Source organism: Lentihominibacter sp. (assembly GCF_046951855.1).
Taxonomy (GTDB): Bacteria; Bacillota; Clostridia; order Peptostreptococcales; family Anaerovoracaceae; genus Lentihominibacter; species Lentihominibacter hominis.
Map to the genome: position 1 here is coordinate 58,069 of NZ_JBKTXS010000011.1, position 6,000 is coordinate 64,068.

The 6,000-nt window shown below is 42.5% G+C and carries 4 protein-coding genes; 3 read left to right on the top strand and 1 reads right to left on the bottom strand.

Annotation, left to right across the window (positions count from 1 at the left end; all coding sequences use genetic code 11):
- Positions 1 to 279: 279 nt before the first annotated feature.
- The 3 genes from ACLR96_RS04765 to ACLR96_RS04775 all read left to right on the top strand — a co-directional run bounded on the left by ACLR96_RS04765 (position 280) and on the right by ACLR96_RS04775 (position 3,994).
- Entirely contained in the window at positions 280 to 2,928 is a 2,649-nt protein-coding gene (locus ACLR96_RS04765; RefSeq protein ID WP_177269890.1) for a cation-translocating P-type ATPase, read from the top strand.
- A gap of 70 nt (positions 2,929 to 2,998) precedes the next feature.
- On the top strand, positions 2,999 to 3,379 hold the full coding sequence (locus ACLR96_RS04770; protein ID WP_177269888.1) for a VOC family protein: 381 nt from the start codon (positions 2,999 to 3,001) through the stop codon (positions 3,377 to 3,379).
- Between the two features lie 27 nt (positions 3,380 to 3,406).
- A complete protein-coding gene (locus ACLR96_RS04775) occupies positions 3,407 to 3,994 on the top strand; it encodes a TetR/AcrR family transcriptional regulator (RefSeq protein WP_177269886.1) in 588 nt (195 codons plus the stop codon).
- A gap of 46 nt (positions 3,995 to 4,040) precedes the next feature.
- Here ACLR96_RS04775 and pflB read toward each other — a convergent pair.
- The coding region (gene pflB, locus ACLR96_RS04780; protein ID WP_412265321.1) for a formate C-acetyltransferase at positions 4,041 to 6,000 on the bottom strand (1,960 nt) is incomplete at its 5' end.

Here is a 6,000-nt window from a genome sequence, read left to right on the forward strand (position 1 = left end):
ATATTGACACAGGGTTACATATCTCGTATAATTGCATTCAATTATATCTGAGAGAAAGGATTTGAGAAAAAGAAATGGACGACGCCGACGGCAGTGACGCTGAACGAAGTGACTTGTATGATGTTTTTAAATTGAATAAAATTTTGTGTACAGGCATAATCTGCGCTCTTTTTAAGAGTTGTCAGGCTATGCTTTTTTGCATTTCTTTTTTACTGATCTCCGTCTGAGGGCGGTCAGAATATAAAAAATTTATTTAAAGAAAGGGGTGGTCTATCCTATATGGATAATCACAGACAGATGCCTTGGCATTCGAAAAAAATTGAAGAGGTGTATGATCTTTTGCATACATCGGAAAAAGGACTGAGCGATGCTGAGGCGGCTGAAAGGCTAGAAAAAAATGGAAGAAATGAGTTGAGATCTAAGCCTCCAAAAGCTATTGTCAAAATGCTCAAGGAGCAGATTACTGATCCCATGGTTCTGATTTTAATTGGTGCGGCAGGCTTTTCCGCTATATTACAGGAATGGACAGAGGCAGCAGTTATTTTTGTGATCGTCATAATTAATGCGGTCATTGGGATCGTGCAGGAGAAAAAAGCGCAGTCATCTCTTGAAGCTTTACGGAAAATGAGCGCTCCTCAAGCGCGTGTTCTCAGGCAGGGAGAGGAAAGTATTATCCCAGCGGCGGAGCTGGTGACAGGTGATGTGGTATTTTTAAGCGATGGTGATATGGTTCCTGCCGATATGCGCCTAATTGATTCTGCAAATTTGAAAGTGCAGGAGGCATCTCTTACGGGAGAGTCAGTGCCTTCAGAGAAGGAAGCGGATGAAATACTGCAGGAGAGTTGTCTGTTGGGAGATCGGAGCAATATGGTCTATACTTCAGCTATCATTACATATGGTAGGGCTGCAGGAGTGGTGGTTGCCACCGGTATGGATACGGAGGTGGGAAGTATTGCAGGCATGCTTGACAGTCAGGGAGAACTGGAGACGCCGCTTAAGAAGAAACTTAATGCAGTCGGTAAAACGCTCACTGTCGTAGGATTGATCGTATGCGTTCTGATCTTTGTTATTGGAGCACTTTATGATCGCCCGCTGATTCCGCAATTTCTTGTGGCTATTTCTTTGGCCATTTCCATTATCCCGGAGGGGCTGCCGGCGACGGCTACTATCGTTATGGCACTGGGTGTACAGCGTATGGCCAAAAGAAATGCTCTCATCCGCAAACTTCCCGCTGTGGAAACTTTGGGAAGTGCCACAGTGATCTGTTCTGATAAAACAGGAACGCTTACCTTGAATAAAATGACTGTTACTAATATAGCTGTAAATGGAGATTTTCAGACTGGGAAAACTACACCTGTCAGAGAGGCAGCAAAAAAACATCCGGGAGTATATAAAGAACTTGTTTACGGAGCAGCTCTTTGTAATGACGCCAGTCTTGATCCTGACAGACAGGGTGAGATCATCGGAGATCCGACAGAAGGTGCATTGATTTACATGGCTCAGGCTTTTGGCATTGATCATGAGTCTTTGGAAGCTGATTATCCCCGTGTTTTTGAACAGCCCTTTGATTCGGAACGAAAACGTATGACTACAGTTCACACAATAGGTGATAAAGTGACAGCTTATACGAAAGGTGCTGTAGATGAGATGCTTCCTTTGTGCACGCATATATTGACGGCTGAAGGTATACGTCCTATCACTGATGAAGATAAAAATAATATTTCAGAGCTTTGCCTTACAATGTCGGAAAATGCTATGCGTGTACTTGGGTTTGCCACGAAAAATCTTTCTTCCATACCTCTTGATGATAATGAAAACATAGAACATGATATGGTATTTATCGGAGCAACGGGTATGATAGATCCTCCGCGCAGTGAAGTGGCAGAATCTATAAAAAGTTGCCTTGAGGCTGGTATAAGAACAGTTATGATTACAGGTGATCACAAAACAACAGCTCTTGCCATTGCAAGAGAGTTAGGCATTTACAGAGAGGAAAGCACAGTTGTTTCCGGTGATGAACTGGATAACATGAATGACAGTGAGCTTGATGAAGCAGTTAAAACAGCTTCTGTTTTCGCTCGAGTGTCTCCGGCTGATAAGCTGAGAATCATTCAGAGTCTGAAACGAAATGGAGAAGTTGCTGCTATGACAGGAGATGGGGTCAATGATTCTCCGGCGCTGAAAGCTGCGGATATTGGTGTAGCTATGGGTATCACCGGTACGGATGTCGCTAAAGATGCTGCTGATATGATTTTGCTGGATGATAGTTTCAACACTATTGCATATGCCATTAAAGAAGGTCGAAGGGTATACAGAAATATTCAGAAGGTGATCCAGTTTCTTTTAGTGGGCAATATTGCTGAGATAATGACCTTATTTGTAGCTACCGTCTTCAATTGGAATGCTCCTCTTCAGGCTGTCCATATACTGTGGGTGAATCTTGCTACAGCAACACTTCCCGCGCTTGCGCTGGGAGTAGATCCTGCCAGCAGAAATATTATGAAGCATAAACCTGTGAAATCAGGGACTCTTTTTGAGAAAGATTTGGTGGGACGAGTGATCACTCAGGGTACATTCGTCGCTGCTGTAACTATTGCTGCTTACTGGATAGGAGTAAGTGTAGGCGATAATGTCACAGGACAGACTATGGCGTTTTGTACTTTAGCCTTTTCGCAGATGATGCGGGCTTTTAATCAGCGTTCCAATACAGAGCCCATATGGATACGGGCTGAGGGGCTGAATCCATGGCTGCTGGTTTCTTTTGCAGTCTCTTTGATTCTCATGCTCTGCATTCTTCTGGTACCGTCTCTTCAAGACTTTTTCAGACTTACGCTTCTTTCCGGTGTTCAGTGGCTTATAGTTATAGGTCTGTCTCTGCTGTCAGTCATTCAGGTGGAATTTGTGAAACTGATAAAGCGTATTGCTTGACATATTAGTACGTTTGGGCTATAATTAGCTTTAGTACGAAAGACCTAATGCGGAAAAGGAGGGTAATGCTGTGAAAGTCAAAGTGCAATATACTACATTGATAGTAAAAAACCTGGAGGAATCAGTTAAGTTTTACAGAGATGTTATGGGATTTAAAGAAGGTTATCATGTAGTTACTCCCGACGGAGGGCAGATCACTATTATGAATAGCGACAGCGGTGCTTCTGTGGAGCTTATAGAAAACAAAAACTATGATGTGGGGATGTATTCGGTGGGAACAGATGTAGATAACCTTGAAGAAGTACTTGAACATTTAACGGAAAACGGGTATGAAGCGGCAAGCCCTGTGATTCCCACATCGGTTGGCAAACAGGCTTTTGTAATGGACCCTAATGGAGTAAGATTATGTCTGATAGAACATACAGATGAATATAAAAAGAAGTATATGTAGAATCCGGAAGTTTCGGAAAAGATTTTTATGAAAAAGAATACAAGACAGAGGATATTGGATACGGCTCGGAATATGTTTAATAAGTATGGATATAATGGCGTATCCTTACGTGATATAGCAGGTGAACTGAATATAAGCAAGGGCAATCTCACTTATTATTTTGCGAAGAAAGAAGATATTATAGAAGAACTTCTGGCAGAGGAAAAAGACACCTTTATAGCAGAGCCGCCGGAAACACTGCAGGAACTTGACAGAGTGTTTGATGACATGCAGAAAACAGTACAGTCGCATTTATATTTTTTTCTGCATCATGCGCAGCTTTCCCAGGTATCTCCTGAGATCTTAAAAAAACAGAGGGATAAGTATGCTTCTGTGGCAGAATTGCTCAGAAAGTCTTTTTCTATACTTTGCAGCAAAGGATTGCTTCGTGAGGAACTGTTTCCGGGCGAATATGTACATTTAATTGATATGATACATATGTCTGCGATTTATTGGGCGCCGTTTGAAGATCTGAGCCGATCTGTCCGCGGTAAAATTGATTATCGGAAGCATATATGGAGTACTGTTTATAATTTACTGACAGAAAAAGGACGAAATGAAATAAGGAATATATGAAAAGCACCCCGGTCATAGAAAAATTGGCCGGGGTATTTAATATATTTTATATTATACTTTCATGGAATGTGCGTTTTATTACTTCCTGCTGTTGTTCTTTGGTAAGACGATTGAAATTGACTGCATAGCCTGATACTCGTATAGTAAGGGTCGGGTATTTTTCAGGATGTTCCATGGCATCTATCAGAAGCTGGCGGTTCATCACGTTTACGTTAAGGTGATGAGCTCCCTGGCTGAAGTAGCCGTCCATAATAGAAACGAGATTTCTTTTCCGCGTAGAGATATCATTTCCCAATGCAGAAGGAATTATGGAGAATGTATTTGAGACTCCATCCTGGCATACATTCCGGTATGGGATCTTGGCTACTGAATTCAGCGATGCCAAAGCACCGTTGATATCCCGTCCATGCATAGGATTTGCTCCGGGTGCGAATGGTTCTCCGGATTTTCTGCCGTCAGGAGTAGCTCCTGTTTTCTTTCCGTACATTACATTGCTGGTGATGGTAAGTGCTGATAATGTATGTATGGCACCGCGGTAAAGAGGATGTTTCTTAAGCTCCTCTGAAAAGTAGGATGCTATTTCTACGGCTATATCATCTACACGGTCATCATCGTTTCCATACTTAGGGTAGTCTCCTTCAACCTGAAAATCTATAGCTATGCCGTTTTCATCTCTTATTGGCTTTACTTTTGCGAATTTGATTGCTGACAGGGAATCGGCAGTTATGGAAAGGCCGGCTATTCCAAAAGCCGCCAGTCTTGTAACCAATGTATCGTGGAGAGCCATCTGGCTGCTTTCATAGGCGTATTTATCATGCATATAATGTATGATGTTGATGGTATCTACGTAAAGCTCTGCGACATATGATAAAACCTTTTTATAATTTGTCAGAACTTTAGAGTATTGAAGAACTTCATCGGTGTCGTGCTGTATGTCAGGAACGATGACAGTGCCTTTATTTTCATCTATACCTCCGTTAACAGCATATAAAAGGCTTTTTGCCAAGTTTGCGCGGGCTCCGAAAAATTGCATTTGCTTTCCGACAGTCATGGCGGAGGTACAGCAAGAGATGCAATAATCGTCTCCGTACAATGGCCGCATGATATCATCGTTTTCGTATTGTATGGAATCGGTTTCTATGCTCATCTTTGAGCAGTAATCCTTGAATGCACGTGGCAGATCTTTACTCCATAAGACTGTAAGGTTGGGTTCAGGTGCGGTGCCGAGATTAGTCAATGTATGAAGGTATCTGTATGAGGTTTTAGTTATCAAGGCTCTCCCGTCTACACCCATTCCCCCGATGGATTCCGTTACCCATGTAGGGTCACCTCCAAACAGTTCGTTATATTCAGGCGTACGCAGATGGCGTACAAGACGCAGCTTTATGATAAACTGATCTACAAGTTCTTGTGCTTCCTGTTCTGTAATGCGTCCCAAATCAAGGTCACGCTGAATATATATATCAAGGAATGTTGAAGTCCGTCCTAAAGATATGGCTGCTCCGTTATTTTCCTTTACTCCCGCAAGATAAGCCATATAAAGATTCTGTACAGCCTGATGTGCATTTTCAGCAGGCTGAGATATATCACAGCCATAACTTTCCGCCATTTTTTTCATTTCGTCCAAAGCCCGTATTTGCATCTGAACTTCTTCGCGGAGTCTTATTCGCTCATCGGTCATGGCTCCGTCTATCGTATTGAGATCTTTTTTCTTTTCTTCTATAAGAAAGTCAGTGCCGTAAAGAGGGACGCGGCGATAATCTCCAATGATCCGTCCTCTTCCGTATGCATCGGGAAGGCCTGTAAGAAGTCCTGCGGAACGTGCATCCAGAGTACGTTTTGGATAAGCGTCAAAGACACCTTCGTTGTGGGTTTTTCGATATAAACGGAAATGTTCTTCTATATTAGGGTCAAGCTTATAGTCATACTGGTCAAGGGCAGATATGGCTGTACGGATACCTCCGAACAGATTGACGATCCGTTTTAGAGGAGCATCAGTTTGAAGG

Coding starts and splice junctions, on each gene's coding strand:
- ACLR96_RS04765 (WP_177269890.1), top strand. CDS start 280: ATGGATAATCACAGACAGATGCCTTGGCATTCGAAAAAAATTGAAGAG.
- ACLR96_RS04775 (WP_177269886.1), top strand. CDS start 3,407: ATGAAAAAGAATACAAGACAGAGGATATTGGATACGGCTCGGAATATG.